The organism is Rathayibacter sp. VKM Ac-2928 (assembly GCF_022815545.1).
Lineage (GTDB): Bacteria > Actinomycetota > Actinomycetes > Actinomycetales > Microbacteriaceae > Rathayibacter > Rathayibacter festucae.
In genome coordinates this window covers 209,432-226,423 of the sequence record NZ_JALGRU010000002.1, presented here as the reverse complement: position 1 = coordinate 226,423, position 16,992 = coordinate 209,432, and the positions used below count along the sequence as shown (strand labels likewise).

The window sequence follows — 16,992 nt, the reverse complement described above, 5'->3', positions numbered from 1 at the left end:
TTCGAGTTGTGGACCGTCGTCGGTCGCTCTGCGACAGTGGCAGGCTCCGGGTCGTGGAGGCAACGTCCTCTAGCGGTCATGTCCGGAATCGGACGACCGGGGGCGGCGCGGGGCGGTCGTGATCCGGCGGGCCGGTGACGCCGCGGCCGTCGCAGACCGCGGCGCGATCACTGCAGGACGAGTCCGACCAGCGGGGGCAGGACCAGCGTCGCCAGGCCCACGAGGACGCCGTGCGCCCCGACGCCCAGGGCGATCGCGGCGAGGATCCGCGGGCGTCCCGGGCGGACCACGCCGGCGACGCCGAGCCCGGTGGTGGCGGCGGCGAGCAGCAGCTGAACGAGGGCGATGCCCGCGAACAGCGCGCCGATGCTCGTCGCGTCGATGCCGTTGCCGTAGGCGAGCACCGGTATTGCAGTGGTGGCACCGGCGAGCAGGATCTGCGTCAGCGTCTGGAGGACCGCGAGCAGGAAGCCGATCAGCCCGACCGTGTTGCGAGGGCGACGCGGCGCGTCAGTGCGTGTCATCGTCGAAGCGTAGGGCGGAGCGGGCCCACGGGTCGATCCCCGAGGGCGAGGGCGAGGGCGAGGGTGGGTGGATCTCGATACGCCGCGCTCCGCGGGCTGCTCGATCAGCATGATTCTCCGAGAGTCGGCCGCGGCTCGGCCGAGCCGTCCCGACCGGGCTGGTGCTCTCGGCCGCAGTCCCCCGATGCGGCCGAGAGCACCTCGGCACCGACGTCCGCGTCGGTCTGCCTGCGGCGTCACCGGAGCCCCCACTCCTCGGCCGCCCCTCCACAGTAGGTTTCCGGCGCTCTATTCGCCATCTGTCGTTTTGCGTCAGCGGGCCACTACCGCTCCTCCCTTCGTGCGCGCACACTGGGAGGAGGCTCGCGGAGAGCCGGCACGGTGAATCGGCCTCCGGCGGGGCCGTGCTGCGAAGGAGCGTCCGATGATCGTGCGAGGTCCGCGATGAAGCCCGGTCGTGCGTGCGCTCTCGGCGGGGTGGCCGTCCTCCTCGCCGTCGGGATCGCGGGCTGCACGGCGCCGAGTCCGGACGGCACCGCTGCCGGCGGCACCGCGTCCGCCGGCCCCGTTCCGAGCGGCACCGCGAGCGCGACGACCACGCCCTCGGCGGTCGCCGAGGAGTGCGCGCTCGCCGGCACGTCCACCTTCGAGGTGCAGGACACGGTGACGGTGATCGTGGAGCTGACCGATGCGGGCACCGGCACCTGCGTGCTGCAGGGCACTCCGGAGGTGACCTTCCTCGACGACGCCGGCGCCCCGGTGGACACCGTGGTCCAGGCGGGTTCCGGCGAGCAGTTCTCGGGGGAGCCGGTCACGGTCGAGCCGGGCGGGCACGCCTACCTCACGTTCCTCACCGACACCACCGGCTCGTGCGCGCCGACGGCCGCGACCGTCATGGTGCTCGCGGTCCCCGGCGCTCCGGGCACCACGCAGGTCGATCTCGGCTCGACGTCCTTCTGCCCGACCGCGGTCGACCTCCCGCCGCTGTCCTACCCAGTGACGCTGCAGCCCACGACGCTGGCCTGAGCGCCGCCCGCGGCCGGCGTCACACCGCCGCGAGGACCGCGCGGGCCGTCACCGCGTCGGTGACCAGCGCGTTGATCAGGGAGCCGCGGATCGCGCCGAGGATGCTCGGGGCCTTGTCGACGCCGACGGCGACGCCGACCGCGTGGGGGAGGGCGGCGAGGTCGGCACGGGAGACGCGGACCATCCGCTCGCTGCCGGGGAACTCGACGGCCGAGCCGTCGGCGCGGAAGAAGTTGAGGCAGACGTCGCCGGCGGCCTCGTCGAAGAGGTGCCGGTCGCTGGGGAGGCCGGAGGAGAGCTCGTGGCGGGTGGCGGTCGGGGCGCCGATGCCGAGCAGGGCGCCCTTGGCGCTGCTCCAGAGGTCCATCACCTGGAGGAACGCGGGGTCGGCCTCGAGGCCGGAGCGCATCGCCGGGCTGGGCAGGGCCTGCGCGAAGAGGAAGCTGGAGCGGGCGCCGGTCGCGGCGGCGGCCATCCGGGTGATCTCGTTGGTCTGGAACCAGGACTGCGGCTCGGCCTGGCCACCGACGGCGGGGACGATCGTCACTCCGGGCAGCGGCGGCAGCATCCCCGAGCTGGCCAGGTCGTGCACGGTGCGGCCGAGCGACATCAGGAGGGCGTCGCCGACGCCGAGCTGCATGTCGGCGAGGGCGGCGGCGACCGGGACGGCGAGGTCGCGGCCGAGGGTGGCGGCGTGGGTCACGGGGGCGAGGTGCACGGCGTTCAGGCCGAGCGCCTCGCGGAGGGCGTCGGCGAGGCCGGTGTTCTCGTCGACGAAGGGGTCGATCACGCTGATCCGGACGAGGCCCAGGCGCCGGGCCTCGGCGATGAGGCGGCTGACGGTCGGCCGCGAGACATCGAGCCGCGCGGCGATCTCGACCTGGGTCGCGTCCTCGAGGTAGTACATCCGCGCCGCCTGATAGACGACGTCGAGGGGGAACCTGACGGTGTCGGAGCGCCGGGGGGCGCTGGGCGGCGGAGTCACGTGCGTCATTGTGCCCTCTTCCTCGGCGTCGTGCAGGTCCCCTCCCCCTCCGCGAGATGCCACTTGTGAGCGCGACACGCCGTGAAAGGCGCTCATACGTGGCATCTCGCGGAGGGAGGAGGGACGGGTGGGTTACTCGGAGAGGGTGAAGGGGGCCGTCATCTTGTCGACGTTCTCCTTCGTGATGAGGATGCAGTCGAACGCCTGCTTCTCCTCCGAGGCGCCGGTCTCGCCGGTGCGGAGGAAGGAGTCGGCCTGCTGGACGGCCTCCTTGGCGAAGGTCGCGACGGGCTGGAGCACGGTGTACTGCAGCTCGCCGGCCTTGATGGCGTCGACCGCGTCGGGCGAGCCGTCGAAGCCGCCGACCTTGACCTGGTCGAGCTTGCCGGCCTCCTTCAGCGCCGCGATCGCGCCGAGCGCCATCTCGTCGTTGCCGGAGATGACGCCGGTGACGTCCGGGTTGGCCTGCAGGATCGACTGCATCTTGTCGTGGCCCTGCGTGCGGTCCCAGTTGCCGACCTGGTTCGCGACCTCGACGAGGCCGGGGTACTGCGAGATCACGGTCGCGTAGCCGTTCGAGCGGGTCTGCGCGTTGTTGTCGGAGGGGGATCCGAACAGCTCCGCGTAGTTCGCGGTGTCGCCGACGTCGGCGACCCACTGCTGCGCGCCGAGGGCCGCGCCCTGGGCGTTGTTGGAGACGAGCTGCGCCTTCGCGAGGCCGGTCTCGTTGATCTCGGCGTTCACCAGGATCACGGGGATGCCCGCCGCGTCGGCCTTCTTCACCGCGCCGACCGAGCCGGAGGCGTTGGCCGGGTCGAGGATGATCGCAACCGACTTGTTGGTGATCGCGGTGTCGATCAGGGTGCTCTCGGTGTTGGTGTCGCCCTTCGAGGCGCCCACGTTGGCGGTGTAGCCGAGCGCCTCGGCCTCGGCCGACGCGACGTCGCCCTCGGTCTGCCAGTAGGGGTTGGCCGGGTCGTTGACGATGATCGAGATGAGGCCGCCCTCGGAGGCGCCGGGGGTGCCGGCGGCCTCTCCCGCGGTCCCCGCGTCGGAGGAGCATCCGGACAGGACGAGGGTGAGCCCCGCGCCCGCGGCGAGCACCGTTGCCAGCTTGCGGTTCATTGGTCTGTTCCTTTCACTGTGGTCCGATCGGCGGTGGCCGACCGAGGTCTTCTCTCGGGAGGCCGGCCTAGGCGGCCGGGGCGCCCGATGTCTGGGGGACGGGCGCCGGAGCGCCCGCGTCGGAGGCGGGCCGCGGGCCGGAGCCGCCGCCCTTGCGCGGCTTCCCGCGGTACTGCACCGCGTTCAGCAGGACCGCGAAGACGATCACCGCGCCGGTGAAGACGGTCTGCCAGTACGACGAGACGCCGATGATGACGAGGCCGTCGGAGAGGAAGCCGATGACGAACGCGCCGAGCAGCGTGCCGCGGACGGTGCCGACTCCGCCGGTGAGGGCCGCGCCGCCGATGACGACGGCGGCGATGGCGGTGAGCTCGTAGGAGCTGCCGGCGGTGGGGCTGGCGCTGGTGAGCTCGGAGGAGAGGATGAGGCCGGCGATCGAGGCGAACAGGCCCGAGAGCACGTAGACGCGGACCTTGACCCGCTTCACCGGCACGCCGGAGAGCTCCGAGGCGCGCTCGTTGCCGCCCGAGGCGTACAGCCAGCGGCCGAAGACCGTGCGGTTGAGCAGGAGGCTGACCACGATCGCGACGACGATCATGATCACGACGCCGATCGGCAGGCCGAGCAGGCGGTTGAACCCGAGCCAGTCGAAGCCGGTGTTGCCGAGCTCGGGCTGCCCCGCGAGGTCGTTGTAGGTGAGGCCGTTCGTCATCAGCAGTCCGACGCCGCGGACGACGTAGAGCATGCCGAGGGTCGCGACGAACGGGGCGACCTTGAACCGCGCGACCAGGATCCCGTTGATCAGGCCGATCAGCGCGCCGGCCGCGCAGGAGAGCACGACCACGACCCAGAGCGCGGGGTAGAGGGTGCTCCCGCCGATCTGCACGCCCTGCATCAGGAAGCCGGCGATCACTCCCGAGAAGCCCAGCGTCGAGCCGACCGAGAGGTCGATGCCGCCGTTGAGGATCACCAGCAGCATGCCGATCGCGAGGATCGCGTAGACCGCCACGTGCGAGGACATCGTGAGGATGTTGCCGACGGTGAAGTAGTTGGGCGAGAGGATCGAGAACACGACGATGATCGCGATCAGCGCGAAGAACGCGCGCCCCTGCAGCAGCAGGCGGCCGAGGTCGAAACCGTCCTTGAAGAGCGCGGGGCGTCGCTGCCCGGTCGCGGTGGAGGTCATTGAGGGCTTCCGTTCCGTAGTGGTCACGAGATCACGGCCTCACCGGAGGCGGCCATGATGTCTTCTTTGGAGACGTCCGAGCCGAACTCGGCCGCGATTCGGCCTCGGCTCAGCACGATGATGCGGTGGGCGATGCTGAGGCACTCGCCGACCTCGGAGGTCGTGTAGACGACGGCCAGGCCGTCGCGGGCGCGCTCGGAGAGCAGCCGGAAGACCTCGGCCTTGGCGCCGATGTCGATGCCGCGGCTCGGCTCGTCGAGCAGGATCACGTCGGGCTGCGTGGCCAGCATCTTGCCGATGACGACCTTCTGCTGGTTGCCGCCGGAGAGCGAGCCGATCATCGCCTCGCCGCCCGCGGTCTTCACGTGCACGGTGCGGATCGAGTCGGTGACGAGGTCGACCTCGCGGCGGGGGGAGAGGAACAGCCCCTTCACGAAGGAGCCGATGCTCGCGAGCGAGAGGTTCCGGCCGACGGTCATGGTCTGCACCAGGCCGTCGCGCTGGCGGTCCTCGGGGACGAGGCCGAGGCCCGCGCCGATCCGCTCGGCGATCGACATCCCGGCCAGGTCGCGGCCGTTCTTCGAGATCGTGCCGGCGGTGACGGCGGTGCGGCCGGCGATCGCCTCGAGCAGCTCGGTGCGGCCGGCGCCCATCAGCCCGTAGAGGCAGACGATCTCGCCCTCGCGGACGTCGAGGTCGATGCGGTCGACCACGTCGCGGCCGGGGATCGACGGGTCCGCGACGCTGACGCCGCGCACCGAGAGGGCGACGTCGCCGAACGGGTAGCCGGTGGGCGGCGAGCCGAGGTCGAAGCCCTCGCCGACCATCGCGCGGACGACCCAGGCGAGGTCGATGTCGGCGGCGACGGCGGTCGCGGTGACCGAGCCGTCGCGGAGGACGACGGCGTGATCGGTGATCTCCAGCGCCTCCTCCAGGTGGTGCGAGATGTAGACGATGGAGACGCCGCGGGCGGTGAGGTCGTGGATGACGGTGAAGAGCACCTCGACCTCGGCGGCGCTGAGCGCGCTGGTCGGCTCGTCCATGATCAGGATCCGCGCGTCGACGGAGAGGGCGCGGGCGATCTCGATCAGCTGCTGCTGGCCGAGCCGCAGGTCGGCGACGAGGGTCAGCGGGTCGATGTCCTCGCCGAGCTCCTCGAGCACCGCGCGGGCCTGGCGCGCCTCCTCGGCGTAGTCGACGCCGGACGGGCCGGTGATCTCGCGGCCGAGGAAGATGTTGTCGCGCACCGAGAGGTTCGGGGCGAGGCTCAGCTCCTGGTGGATGATCGAGACGCCGTGCTCGCGGGCGTCGACGGTGTCCTCGAAGGCGACCGCGGTGCCGTTCAGCACGATCTCGCCCGAGGTGGGCTGCTCGACCCCGGACAGGATCTTCATCAGCGTCGACTTGCCGGCGCCGTTCTCGCCGAAGAGGGTGGTGACCTGGCCGCGGTGCACCGAGAAGCCGACGCCCTTGAGCGCGCGGGTGGCGCCGTAGGTCTTGACCACGTCGACGGCCTCGAGGACGACCTCGCCGATGCCGGCGACCGGGGCCGCGGCGGTGCTCACTGGACCACCAGCTCGGACGGCGTGACGAGCCAGCCGGCCGGGTTGATCAGCTGGAACGCGCCGGTGACCTGGATCGTCTTCCCCTCGAGCGCGGTGGTGTCGACCGCGCCGAGCACGGTGGTCTTCAGCTGCTCGTTGAGGGCGCTCGCCGCGTCCTGGTAGTCGATCTGGTTGGTGAACTGGCCGAACTCGACGGTGCCGGTGGCGTCGCGGAGGTCGGTGCCGTTGATCGCGGGGCCGGTCTGCACGCGGATCAGGACGTCGCCGGGGACGCCCTCGACGGTCACGGGGTAGATGCCGTTCTGGCCGGCGCCGACGGTGCCGGTGAAGGTGGTGGCGAACTCGGGGCCGGTGCCGCCGGCGACGCCGTACTCGGTCGCGGCGGCCGCGCTGTCGGCGGCGATCGCGGTGGCGAGGGTGGCGGCGTCGACCGCGCGGTCGGCGATGCCCTCCTGGATGACGGGGAAGTTCTCGGCGGCCCAGGACTCGGCCGAGAACTCGGCGGGTCCGGCGCCCAGGTCGGAGTCGGCGCCGACGACCTTGGTGCTGAACGCCATCGCGGCGAGGACGACCACGACGACCGCGGCGAGGATCAGGCGCTTCCGGGAGGCGCCGATCGGGGGCCTGCTCGTGGTGGGAGGGAGTGCACGCGTCATCGCGGTGTCCGTTCGCTGGTCGGGAGTGCTGGTCGTGGTGGTGCTCGTGACGGCGTCTCCCTGAGGCGGCTCCGTCGCTGCGGGAGGTGGGCGAACCCGCCTCCGGAGAAGAAATTATGTTCAACACAGAATTTCCGCAAGGGCCGCGACGGAATTGGCGGCAGATCGGCCATGCACCGCGAAGAACAGAAATTCTGTTCTTGACAAGTGTTCTGGACGGGGTAGGTTCGGGAAGGCCGCGACGAAGCGGCCCCGCGAACCCCTCGGAGGCTTCCCATGACCATCACCACTCCTTCCCCGCAGACGGCCCCGCAGACGCGGCACTTCGACGGCTCCGACGTGCCCGAGTCCATGCGCGCCGTCGTCGTGCACGGCCCGGAGGACTACCGCCTCGAGACCGTGCCCGTGCCGGTCCCCGCCGCCGGCGAGCTGCTGCTGCGCGTCGACGCGGTCGGCGTCTGCGCGAGCGACCTGAAGTGCTACCACGGCGCCGCCAAGTTCTGGGGCGACGAGAACCGCCCCGCGTGGGCCGAGCGCGACCGCATCGCGGGCCACGAGTTCGTCGGCACCGTCGTCGCCGGCGACGACGCGGCGCTCGCCAAGCGCGGCGTCGCGCTGGGCGACCGCATCGCCTGCGAGCAGATCGTGCCGTGCTGGGAGTGCCGCTACTGCCTGATGGGCGCCTACTGGATGTGCGGACCGCACGACATGTTCGGCTTCAAGGGCTTCGACGGTGCGATGGCCGAGTACGTGCTGGTCCCGACCCGCGCGCTCACCCACCCGGTCAGCCGCGACCTGGCCCCGCAGGTCGCCGCGTTCAGCGAGCCGCTGTCCTGCGCCATGCACGCGGTCGAGCGCGGCAGCATCCAGTTCGACGACGTCGTCGTCATCGCGGGCGCCGGGCCGATCGGCCTCGGCGCGATCGCGGGCACCCGGCAGAAGAACCCGAAGATGGTCATCGCGCTCGACATGAGCGACGAGAAGCTCGCGCTCGCCACCAAGGCCGGCGCCGACCTCGTCATCAACATCACGAAGCAGGACGCGGTCGCCGTCGTCAAGGAGCTCACCGGCGGCTACGGCGCCGACGTCTACATCGAGGCCACCGGCCACCCGTCCGCGGTCTCGCAGGGCCTCAACATCCTGCGCAAGCTCGGCACCTACGTCGAGTACTCCGTCTTCGGCTCGAACGCCTCGGTCGACTGGTCGATCATCAGCGACGACAAGGAGCTCAACGTCCTCGGCGCCCACCTCGGCCCGAACTGCTGGCCCGCTGCGATCAAGCTGCTCGAGAGCGGCGTGCTGCCGATGGACGAGATCTGCACGCACCAGTTCCCGCTCGAGCAGTTCCAGGAGGCGCTCGACCTCGTCGCCGACAGCCAGGGCGGCTCGGTCAAGGTCTCGATCGTCCCGTCGCTGACCGAGGCGGTCGTCGCGGCCGACGCCCGGAGCTGACGGCATGACGACGATCTACGACGACCCCGACGAGTTCGCCGAGGACCAGCTCGCCGGCTTCCTCTCCCTCTACGCGGACCGCCTGCGCGGCGTGCCCGGCGGAGTGGTCGCGCACCGCACCGCCGGCGCGTCGCCGCAGGTGGCGGTCGTCATCGGCGGCGGCTCCGGGCACTACCCGGCGTTCAGCGGCACGGTCGGCCCGGGTCTCGCGACCGGAGCGGTGGTGGGCAACATCTTCACCTCGCCCTCCGCGGCGCAGGCCTACTCGGTCGCGAAGGCGGCCGATCAGGGCCGCGGAGTGGTGTTCAGCTTCGGCAACTACGCCGGCGACACGATGAACTTCGGCATCGCGGCCGAGCGGCTGCGCAAGGAGGGGATCGACACCCGGATCGTCGTCGTCACGGACGACATCGCCTCGGCGGAGGAGATCGGGAAGCGCCGCGGGATCGCGGGCGACTTCCCGGTGTTCAAGGCGATGGGAGCGGCTGCCGCCGAGGGGCTGTCCCTCGACGAGGTCGAGCGGATCGGGAACGCGAGCAACGCGGCGACGCGCACGCTCGGCGTCGCGTTCTCGGGCTGCACGATGCCCGGCGCCGCCGAGCCGCTGTTCAGCGTGCCCGAGGGTCACCTGGGTCTCGGGCTCGGGATCCACGGCGAGCCCGGCATCCAGGACATCGAGCTGCTGCGCGCGGCGGAGCTGGCGGATCTGCTCGTCGACCGGCTCCTGGCGGACCTTCCCGAGGGTGCCCGTGCGGAGGGCGGCACGACGCGCGTCGCCCCGATCCTCAACGGGCTCGGCACCACGAAGTACGAGGAGCTCTTCCTGCTCTGGCGCCACGTCGCGCGCCGACTGGAGGAGGCCGGGCTGCAGACCGTCGAGCCGGAGGTCGGCGAGCTGGTCACCAGCCTCGACATGGGCGGTGTCTCGCTGACGCTGCAGTGGCTCGACGACGAGCTCGAGCGGTTCTGGCGCGCCGACGCCTACACGCCGGCCTACCGCCGGGTCGCGGCTCCGGTCGCGGCGCTGCTGGCGCCCTCGGGCGAGGACGCCACGGCGGGTGAGGAGGAGTCCGCTCCTTCCGCCACCGGCGCGGCCGTCGCGCTCGGCGAGACCGTGCGCGCGGCCCTCGCCCGGATGCACGATCTGCTGCAGCGCGAGGAGGAGACCCTCGGGCGGATCGACGCGGTCGCAGGCGACGGCGATCACGGCCGAGGGATGCTCAAGGGCATCGGCGCGGCGACCCGGCGCCTCGACCGGATCGAGGAGCGCGCGGGCGGCGCCTGGCTGCTGTCGCGCGCGGGGCAGTCCTGGGCGGAGCAGGCCGGCGGCACCTCCGGGGTGCTCTGGGGTGCGGCGCTCGAGGCGCTCGGCGCGTCGCTCACCGACGGGCGCGAGGAGTACTCGGCGGCGGACGTCGTGGCCGGGGTCGACGCCTTCGCGGAGTCGATCGTCGATCTCGGGCGGGCGAGCGAGGGCGACAAGACCATGCTCGACGCGCTGCTGCCGTTCGCCCGCGTGCTGCGCGAGCGGGTGGCGGGCGGCTCGTCGCTGGTCGAGGCGTGGCGGGAGGCGGCGGGCGTCGCCGTCGAGCGCGCCGCGGCGACGGCGGACCTGCGGCCGAAGGTCGGCCGCGCACGACCCCTGGCCGAGAAGAGCCTGGGCACACCGGACGCGGGCGCGACCTCGATGGGGATGATCCTGACCGCGGTCGGCGACGTCCTCGCGGAGCGCGCCGGTGCGGATGCCACCACGCAAGCCACTGCAGAAGGAGGAGCGGAATGACCACCACCTATCGGGTCGTCGTCGGATCGGACGACGCGGGCCACGACTACAAGGAGGCGCTGAAGGCCGATCTGCTGAAGGACGACCGCGTCTCGCTGGTGACCGACGTCGGCGTCGACGCCGACAGCCACACCGACTACCCGGACATCGCGGTCACGGCCGCGCGGATGATCGCCGACGGGTCCGCGGACCGCGCGATCCTGGTCTGCGGCACGGGCCTGGGCGTCGCGATCGCGGCGAACAAGGTGCCGGGGGTGCGCGCGGTGACGGCGCACGACTCCTACTCGGTGGAGCGGTCGGTGCTGTCGAACAACGCGCAGGTGCTCTGCCTGGGCCAGCGCGTGGTCGGGCTGGAGGTGGCGCGGCGGATGGCGCGGGAGTGGCTCGGCTACGAGTTCGACCCGTCGAGCGCGTCGGCGGGCAAGGTCGCGGCGATCTGCGGGTACGACGGGAGCGCGCCGGCGGGCGTGGACGCCTAGAGATCAGCCGCCTGCCCCGAGGTCCCGGCTCCGCTGCGCCAGGCGGTGCACGGTGGCGCGGGTCTCGGGGTAGAGCCGGCGGAAGTCCGCGTACAGCCCGTCGTAGAGCGCGGCGACGGCCTGATCGGGCACGAGGGTCGTCGCCGCGGGGTTCCACTCCTCGATGTCGACCTCGGTGACCAGGCCCGCCGCGAGCACGGCCGAGCCGTAGGCCGCGCCGACCGAGACCGTGGGGATCACCTGCTCCAGGCCGCAGACGTCGCTGACGATCTGCGGCCAGAGCTCGGCGGCGACCCCGCCGCCCGCGCCGACCAGCGCCTCGACGCGCACGCCGTGCTCGCCGAGCACCTCGAGGTGGTGCCGGACGGCGAAGGCCGTCGCCTCGAGGACCGCGCGGTAGAGGTCGCCGCGGGTGGAGCCGACGCCGAGCCCGGCGATCACGCCGCGCGCGTCGGAGTCGGCGAACGGCGAGCGCTCGCCCGCGAAGTAGGGCAGCACGAGCAGCCCGCCGGCGCCCGGTCCGGAGCGCGCGGCCTCGTCGAGCAGCTCGGCCCAGGAGGCGCCGGTCAGCCGGCGCAGCCAGTCGGTCACGGCGCCGGAGGTGGCCATGCCGCCGGCCGCGGTCGGCTCGCCGGGAGCGGCGCCGACCGTCGTCCACATCCCGCCGAGCGGGGTCGGGGCGGCCATCGGCGCGACCAGGAACATCGTCGTGCCGTACTGGAGGAACACCCGGCCGGGTCGGCGGCGGCCGGCGCTGAGGCTCTCGGCCCAGGCGTCGATGGTGCCGAAGACCACCGGCACGCCGGCCGGCAGTCCGGTCGCGGCGGCGGCCTCGGGAGTGATGCGGCCGGCGGTCTCGCCGGGCCAGCCGAGGCGGGGGAGCTGCAGGCCGGGGGCGAGCAGGGCGGCCCACTCGTCGATCCACTCCTCGCGGGCGACGTCGTAGAGCGGCGTGCACTGGCTGGCGGAGTGGTGGTCGAGCACGTACTCGCCGGTGAGCAGCTCGACGATCCGCGAGGAGGGCATGGTGAAGCGGACGGCGCGGCGCCAGAGCTCCGGCTCGTGGCGGGCGACCCAGGCGAGCTTGACGCCGGCGGCCTGCGCCGAGAGCCCGGAGCCGGTGCGGGCGCGCATCGCCTCCTCGCCGCCGAGCAGCGCGGTGACCTCGTCGAGCATGCCGACGCTGCGGGTGTCGACGCCGTAGAGGATCGCGGGGCGGAGCTCGTCGCCGGCCGCGTCGGTGAGGAGCACGCACGGGCCCATGCCGCTGACGCCGACCGCGACGACGACCCCGTGCGGCGCGGCGGCGGTCAGCTCGGCGACGAGGCTGCGGAACTCGGCCCACCAGACGCCGGAGTCCATCTCGACCCAGCCCTGCCGCGGCCGGTCGACGACGTGCGCCCGGGCCGCCTCGGCGACCACCCGCCCGTCGAGGCCGACGAGGATCGCCTTCGTGCTGGACGTGCCGACGTCGACTCCGAGAACCACGTCCACGACTCGTCCTCCTGCTGGGCTGCACCGACCACCGACGCCCTCGAGCTTAGGGCGGCCGCCTGCGGCCCCCGGCGGGCGGGGCCGCAGGCGGTTCGGCGAGCGGGCCTGGGGCCCCAGCATGGACCTGGAGTGCGCCGCCGAGGCGTCCTCGAACCGTCGAGGCGTCCCGCTGCTCCTGGACGTCTCGACCGTTCGAGGACGCCTCGGCCGGAGGGGGGGTGTCAGCGGGGCCGGCACTCCAGGCTGAGCCAGAGCTCGAAGCAGGCGCTGCGGGAGAGGGCGGTGGCGCCGATGGAGGCGCGGCCCATCCGGCCGGCGTCGGGGCCGAAGACGTCGAGGAGGAGGTCGCTCGCGGCGTTCGAGACCTCGTTGAGGCGCTCGAAGCCGGGCGAGCACAGCACGAAGCAGAGCCCGCGCGAGAGGGCGACGACCTCGTCGAGCGAGCCGAGGGCCGCGCGGATCATGCCGAGCGCGTTGACGGCGGTGTAGCGGGCCGCCTCCCGTGCCTGCTCGAGGGTGATGTCGACGCCGACCGCTCCCGGGTGCAGCAGGGCGCCGTCGCGCGACTCCGGGGTGATGCCGCTGAGCTCGAGCAGGTCGCCGGTGCGGTGGAACGCCCGCAGGGTGCTGCCGCCGTAGCGCCCGCCGTAGGGAGGGTCGAGGTAGTCGGGGATCGCGAGGCCGAGCTCGCGGGCACGCTGCTCGGGAGAGTGCTGCTCGGCGGAGTGCTCAACGGCGGAGTGGCTCATGCCGCAAGCGTATCCGGCGGTAGCCAGAATGGATACAACCTGCGTACGATGGGATCCATTAAGGGGTCGGCGGTACGGCGACCGCGAGAAGGGACCTGCAGATGACGATCGGCCTCACCGGTGGCGCCCCCGCCCGGACGTCCATCGATGTGGCCGCCGAGCGCGCTCGCACCGCCGGCACGGCCGGCCGGCACTACTTCAACGCGGCCGGCGCGGGCCTGATGACCGACTCGGTCCTCGAGACCGTCATCGCGCACCTCCGCCTCGAGCAGCGGATCGGCGGCTACGAGGCCGCGAACCACGTCGCCGACCGGGTCGACGCCGCCTACGCCGCCGCCGCCGCGCTGCTCGGCGCGGACGCCGACGAGATCGCCTTCTTCGACAGCGCGACCAGCGGCCTCCGTGCGATCTTCGACGCCCTCCGCCTCGGCCCCGGCGACACCGTGCTCGCCCCGCGCTCGAGCTACGTCAGCCAGGCGCTGCGGCTGCTCGCGCTCGAGCGCTACGACGGCGTCCGTCTGACGCTCCTCCCCAACGACTCCAGCGGCGGCCTCGACATCGAGGCGCTGGAGAGCGCCCTCGCCACCGCGAGCGGCCGCACCGTGATCAGCGCCGTGCACGTCCCCACCTCCTCCGGACTCGTCGAGCCGGTCGCCGCGATCGGCGCGCTGGCCCGCCGCTACGGCGCGATCACCGTGCTCGACGCGACCCAGTCGGTCGGTCAGCTCGACATCGACGTCCGCGCGATCGACTGCGACGCCCTGGTCACCACCGGACGCAAGTTCCTCCGCGGGCCGCGCGGGACCGGGCTGGTCTTCCTCCGCCGCGGCCTGCTCGAGGGCATCGGGGCCTGGGCGCCCGACGTGCGAGGCTCGCAGTGGACGAGCGAGCAGGAGTGGACGATGGACGGCACGGCGAGAGCCCTCGAGACCTGGGAGTCGTCGGTGGCCCTCCGCCTCGGACTCGGCGAGGCGCTGCGCGAGGCGCACGAGCGCGGCACGGCGGCGACCGAGGCGCACCTGGTGGCCCTCGGCGCCCGGCTGCGCACCGAGCTGTCCGCGATCGGCGGCGTCACCGTGGCGGATCCGCCCGTGTCGCCGTCCGGCATCGTGACCTTCACCGTCGACGGCGTCCCCGGCAAGACCGTCTCGGCGCGGCTGCGCGAGGCGGCCGTCGACTCGCTCGCGGTGCCCGCCTCGCACGCGCAGTGGGACCTCGGCGCGCGCGGCCTCGCGAGCGTCGTCCGGGTGTCGCCGCACGTCTACACCGACGAGTCGGACGTCGAGGCGCTGCTGACGGCGGTCGCGGGGGTGAGCTCATGACGGTCTCCGACGACACCGTCCACGACGCGATCGTCGTCGGCCTCGGGATCCACGGCTCCGCCACCGCCTTCGAGCTCGCCCTGCGCGGGCGCAGCGTGGTGGGGATCGAGCAGTTCGGCCCCGGCCACGTCCGCGGCTCGTCGCACGGCGCGACCCGGATGATCCGTCGCGCCTACCCGAGCCCGGTCTGGAACGACCTGGTCGACCGCGCCTTCCGCGGCTGGGACCGCTGGTCGGCCGCGGCCGGCGCGCCCTTCGTCCACCCGACCGGCGGCCTCTACGCGCACCGCGGCGAGGCGGCGCTGCAGGGCGGGCGCAGCCGGCCGGTCGCCGTGCCCGATACCTCCTTCGCTCCGCCCGCCGACTACGGGGTCGTCCACGATCCCGACGCCGGCGTCGTCGAGGCCGCCCGCGCGCTGGCCTTCGCGCAGTCCGCCGCGACCGCCGCCGGCGCCGAGCTGCGCTTCGACGAGGAGGTGCTCGACTGGAGCGTCGGCACCGGCGACAGCGCGGGCGTCGTCACCGTCCGCACCTCCGCCGGCGAGCTGCGCGCCCGTCGGCTCGTCGTCTCCGGCGGCGCCTGGGTCGAGCGGCTGCTCCCCGAGACCGCCGGCTTCTTCGAGGTGCAGCGGATCCTCACCCTCACCGTCCCGGCCGGCCAGAGCGCCGCGCAGCCGCCGGCGCTCGGCTGCTTCTCCGTCGATCTGCCGGACGGCCTGGTCTTCGGCCTGCCCGAGGCGGCCGGCTCCGGCGCCAAGATCGGCGTCGACGCGGGGCCGGTCTGGGACCCGGCCGTCCCCGTCGCCCCGCCGACCGCGGCGGAGATCGCGCACCTCGAGAGCCTGCTCCGTCGCTTCGTCCCCGGGATCGACACGGCCGGCGGCGAGGCCGTCGCCTGCCTCTACACGATGACCCCCGACAAGCGGTTCGTCGTCGGCGCGCTGCCCGGCCGGCCCGAGGTGCTGGTCGCCGCGGCCTGCTCCGGCCACGGCTTCAAGTTCGGCCCCGCGATCGGCGAGGCGCTGGCCGACCTCGTCGACGGCGTCGACCGCCCCGACCTCGACTTCCTCAGCCCGGACCGGACGGTGACCGCATGACCCTCTCCCCGCCTCCCGCCCGCGTCGCCGTCGCGGCGCCGCACCCCGCCGCACTCGACGCCGCGGCCCGTGCCATCGCCGACGGCGGCGACGCGATCGACGCCGCTCTGGCCGCCGCGACTGCGCTCACCGTCGTCTACCCGCACCAGTGCGGACTCGGCGGCGACCTGATCGCGCTGGTCCGCCGCCCCGGCGAGGACGTCGTCGCGGTGGTCTCGGCCGGAGCGGCGCCCGCGGGCATCGACGTCGCGGCGCTCTCCCGCGAGGAGCGGATGCCGCGGCAGGGCGCGCAGACCGTCACGATCCCCGGCGCGGTGGCCGGCTGGTGCGCGATCGCCGGCCTCGGCGGGCGCCTCGGCCTCGACACTCCGCTCCGCCGGGCCGCGATGCTCGCCGCCGACGGCTTCCCGATCTCCGCGGGGCTCGGGCGCGCGATCGCCCTGCGCCGCGACGAGCTGCTCGCCGACGAGGGCATGCGCGGCGTCTTCGGCGACGGCGACGGCGGGCTCCTCGGCGAGGGCGACCTGCTGGTGCAGCCCGCGCTGGCCGCCTCACTGGTAGAGCTGGTCGACGATCCCGGAGCGTTCTACCGCGGCCGGATCGCCGACTCCCTCGCCGCGCGCCTGGCCGCCCTCGGCGGCGCGCACACCCCCGCCGACTTCGCCGCGCACGAGGCCGAGCTGGTCGAGCCGGCCGCCTCCCGCGAGGGCGGCGTGCGCTGGTGGGTCGCCCCTCCGCCGAGCCAGGGCGTGGTGCTGCTCGGCGTCCTGCCCGAGGCGCTCTCCGGCGACACCGCGCAGCTCGTCGAGGCGGTCCGCGACGCGGCGCTCGTGCGGCAGTCCGCGCTCGGCGACCCGCGCGGCGGAGCGATCGACGTCGCCGCCATGCTCGACCCCCGCTCCCTCTCCCGCGGCTCCCTGCCGCGGGCCGGCCGCGCGCTCGGCGACACGGTCGCGGTCACCGCGGCCGACACCGACGGCACCGTCGTCACTCTGATCCAGAGCGTCTACCAGCTCTTCGGCTCCGGGATCCTCGACCCCGGCACCGGCATCGTCCTGCACAACCGCGGCTCCGCCTTCAGCACCGACCCCGCCCACCCCGGCCGGGTCGGCCCGGGCCTGCGCCCGCCGCACACGCTGCTGCCGGTCATCGCCGAGAGCGGGGACCTGCTGCTCGGCCTCGGCTGCCAGGGCGGCAGCGCCCAGCCGTGGATCCTCGCGCAGCTCGTGCGCGAGCTGCTCGATCCGGCCGCGGATCCGGGAGTAGTGCTCGAGCGGCCGCGGTTCGTCGTCGGGGCGCGGGATCTGGGGCACGAGGAGCTGACGCTCGTGGCGGAGCCGGGGGTTCCCGCTGCGGTCGCTGCGGCGGGAGAGCTCGGGCTTCCGGTCGCTGAATCGTCCGGCCCGATCGACGAGGCCGGGCACGTGCAGCTCGTGCGGCTGCACCGCGACGGGCGGCTCGACGCGGCCAGCGATCCGCGGGCCGACGGCCGCGCGATCGTCGCGGGGGCGGGCTGACCGCTCTCGACCGTCGCGGCCGGGAACCGCGC

At 73.6% G+C, this 16,992-nt stretch carries 15 protein-coding genes; 7 read left to right on the top strand and 8 right to left on the bottom strand.

Going from position 1 to position 16,992, the window contains the following annotated elements; genetic code table 11:
• Window positions 1–167: 167 nt before the first annotated feature.
• Entirely contained in the window at window positions 168–524 is a 357-nt protein-coding gene (locus MT350_RS08650) for a hypothetical protein (RefSeq protein WP_243615734.1), read from the bottom strand.
• A 444-nt stretch (window positions 525–968) separates the two neighbouring features.
• Here MT350_RS08650 and MT350_RS08645 point away from each other — a divergent pair, with 444 nt between their 5' ends.
• Window positions 969–1,550 carry a DUF4232 domain-containing protein gene (locus tag MT350_RS08645; protein ID WP_243615733.1) on the top strand — a complete coding sequence of 194 codons (582 nt, stop codon included), beginning with the start codon at window positions 969–971 and terminating at the stop codon, window positions 1,548–1,550.
• Window positions 1,551–1,569: 19 nt separating this feature from the next.
• On the opposite strand, the gene MT350_RS08640 is transcribed toward MT350_RS08645, so the two are convergent.
• The 5 genes from MT350_RS08640 to MT350_RS08620 form a co-directional block, all read right to left on the bottom strand.
• Window positions 1,570–2,544 carry a sugar-binding transcriptional regulator gene (locus MT350_RS08640; protein ID WP_243615732.1) on the bottom strand — a complete coding sequence of 325 codons (975 nt, stop codon included), beginning with the start codon at window positions 2,542–2,544 and terminating at the stop codon, window positions 1,570–1,572.
• Between the two features lie 123 nt (window positions 2,545–2,667).
• Window positions 2,668–3,660, bottom strand: a complete 993-nt coding sequence (locus tag MT350_RS08635; RefSeq protein ID WP_243599547.1) for a D-ribose ABC transporter substrate-binding protein — start codon at window positions 3,658–3,660, stop codon at window positions 2,668–2,670.
• A gap of 67 nt (window positions 3,661–3,727) precedes the next feature.
• Window positions 3,728–4,846 carry an ABC transporter permease gene (locus tag MT350_RS08630; RefSeq protein ID WP_123447405.1) on the bottom strand — a complete coding sequence of 373 codons (1,119 nt, stop codon included), beginning with the start codon at window positions 4,844–4,846 and terminating at the stop codon, window positions 3,728–3,730.
• A gap of 23 nt (window positions 4,847–4,869) precedes the next feature.
• A complete protein-coding gene (locus MT350_RS08625; RefSeq protein WP_243599548.1) occupies window positions 4,870–6,411 on the bottom strand; it encodes a sugar ABC transporter ATP-binding protein in 1,542 nt (513 codons plus the stop codon).
• A complete protein-coding gene (locus tag MT350_RS08620; RefSeq protein WP_243599549.1) occupies window positions 6,408–7,067 on the bottom strand; it encodes a DUF2291 family protein in 660 nt (219 codons plus the stop codon). Before MT350_RS08620 ends, MT350_RS08625 begins: the two co-directional genes overlap by 4 nt.
• Window positions 7,068–7,343: 276 nt before the next feature.
• On the opposite strand from MT350_RS08620, the gene MT350_RS08615 reads away from it, so the two are divergent.
• From MT350_RS08615 to MT350_RS08605, 3 genes are read left to right on the top strand one after another with little or no spacing between them, the layout of a single operon-like run.
• Window positions 7,344–8,519 carry a zinc-binding dehydrogenase gene (locus MT350_RS08615; RefSeq protein WP_243599550.1) on the top strand — a complete coding sequence of 392 codons (1,176 nt, stop codon included), beginning with the start codon at window positions 7,344–7,346 and terminating at the stop codon, window positions 8,517–8,519.
• 4 nt (window positions 8,520–8,523) lie between these two features.
• Window positions 8,524–10,302, top strand: a complete 1,779-nt coding sequence (locus MT350_RS08610) for a dihydroxyacetone kinase family protein (protein WP_243615731.1) — start codon at window positions 8,524–8,526, stop codon at window positions 10,300–10,302.
• Window positions 10,299–10,781 carry a ribose-5-phosphate isomerase gene (locus MT350_RS08605; RefSeq protein ID WP_127888036.1) on the top strand — a complete coding sequence of 161 codons (483 nt, stop codon included), beginning with the start codon at window positions 10,299–10,301 and terminating at the stop codon, window positions 10,779–10,781. The genes MT350_RS08610 and MT350_RS08605 overlap by 4 nt, the downstream gene beginning before the upstream one ends.
• Window positions 10,782–10,784: 3 nt before the next feature.
• Here MT350_RS08605 and MT350_RS08600 read toward each other — a convergent pair whose 3' ends face one another.
• Entirely contained in the window at window positions 10,785–12,269 is a 1,485-nt protein-coding gene (locus tag MT350_RS08600) for an FGGY-family carbohydrate kinase (protein WP_243615730.1), read from the bottom strand.
• A gap of 227 nt (window positions 12,270–12,496) precedes the next feature.
• Complete coding sequence (locus MT350_RS08595; protein WP_279392298.1) at window positions 12,497–13,024, bottom strand: RidA family protein; 528 nt, start codon at window positions 13,022–13,024, stop codon at window positions 12,497–12,499.
• Window positions 13,025–13,125: 101 nt separating this feature from the next.
• Here MT350_RS08595 and MT350_RS08590 point away from each other — a divergent pair, with 101 nt between their 5' ends.
• Genes MT350_RS08590 through MT350_RS08580 form a run of 3 tightly spaced genes read left to right on the top strand, consistent with a single transcriptional unit; the run spans window position 13,126 to window position 16,960 of the window.
• Window positions 13,126–14,346, top strand: a complete 1,221-nt coding sequence (locus tag MT350_RS08590) for an aminotransferase class V-fold PLP-dependent enzyme (RefSeq protein WP_243599553.1) — start codon at window positions 13,126–13,128, stop codon at window positions 14,344–14,346.
• Complete coding sequence (locus tag MT350_RS08585; protein WP_243599554.1) at window positions 14,343–15,443, top strand: FAD-dependent oxidoreductase; 1,101 nt, start codon at window positions 14,343–14,345, stop codon at window positions 15,441–15,443. Before MT350_RS08590 ends, MT350_RS08585 begins: the two co-directional genes overlap by 4 nt.
• A complete protein-coding gene (locus MT350_RS08580) occupies window positions 15,440–16,960 on the top strand; it encodes a gamma-glutamyltransferase (protein ID WP_243599555.1) in 1,521 nt (506 codons plus the stop codon). The genes MT350_RS08585 and MT350_RS08580 overlap by 4 nt, the downstream gene beginning before the upstream one ends.
• The last annotated feature ends 32 nt before the right edge of the window (window positions 16,961–16,992 follow it).